Consider the following 809-nt stretch of genomic DNA (forward strand, 5'->3'; position numbering starts at 1 on the left):
GCCTCGGCCAGCCGCTCGACGACCTCACGCACGGTGAAGCCCTCGGGGATCGTCACCCGCGAGACCATCCGGGTGGCCGGGTCCAGGAGCAGGTCGAGGGCGGCCGCCCCGCTCATCTGCGACCGCATGGCGTAGACGCCGGGCTGGATGCCGGTCGCCGCCGGCTCGCTCTCGGCGGCCTCGACGAACGGGCCGGCGGAGGCGATGACGTCCTCGGCGACCAGGGTGCGGGCGATGTCGCTGAGCGTGTCACCCGGGGCGACCTGCACCTCGACGCTGCCGCTGCCCTGGCCCGCGTAGTCCGCGCTGGGCGGGTTGACCAGGTTGATCAGCGCCCTGCCCCCGAGGACGATGCCGGCGACCAGGCCGGCCAGGACCACGAAGGTGAGGACGACGGCCAGCGGGCTGCGCCGGCCCCGCGGCCGGTCGGAACGCGGCCCGTCGCCGCCCGGCGGGCCGTCGGAGCCCCCACCGTGGCCGTCGTCGTCGTGGTCGTCGTGGTGCTGCTCGGCGCGCCGGCCGCGGCGCCGGCGACGGACGTCGTCCGAGCCGGAGGCGCCGAGCACCTCCAGGCCGCCGGTGGAGTCGGGGTCGTCGTCCCAGTCGTGCAGGTCCAGGTCGTGTACCTCGGTGTCGGCACTCCTGTCGTCGTGCGACCGGTCGTCCTGCCCCCCGCCGGGGACCGCGGGGACGGCGCCCAGCGGCCGGGCCACCGTGGCGTCGTCCGCCGGCTCGTCGTTGCGGCGGGACAACCGTGACCACGTGCCCGCAGGCCGCGGCGGCAGGTCGGGCAGCGGCTCGGAGGGATG

At 76.9% G+C, this 809-nt stretch carries 1 protein-coding gene; it reads right to left on the reverse strand.

Annotation, left to right across the window (positions count from 1 at the left end; genetic code table 11):
* Positions 1-752, reverse strand: a 752-nt coding sequence (locus E4P41_RS21775) for an endolytic transglycosylase MltG (RefSeq protein ID WP_245177567.1), incomplete at its 3' end; no start/stop codon positions are given.
* Positions 753-809: the final 57 nt, after the last annotated feature.

The sequence above is a fragment of the Geodermatophilus sp. DF01-2 genome (genome assembly GCF_004571065.1).
Classification (GTDB): Bacteria; Actinomycetota; Actinomycetes; order Mycobacteriales; family Geodermatophilaceae; genus Geodermatophilus.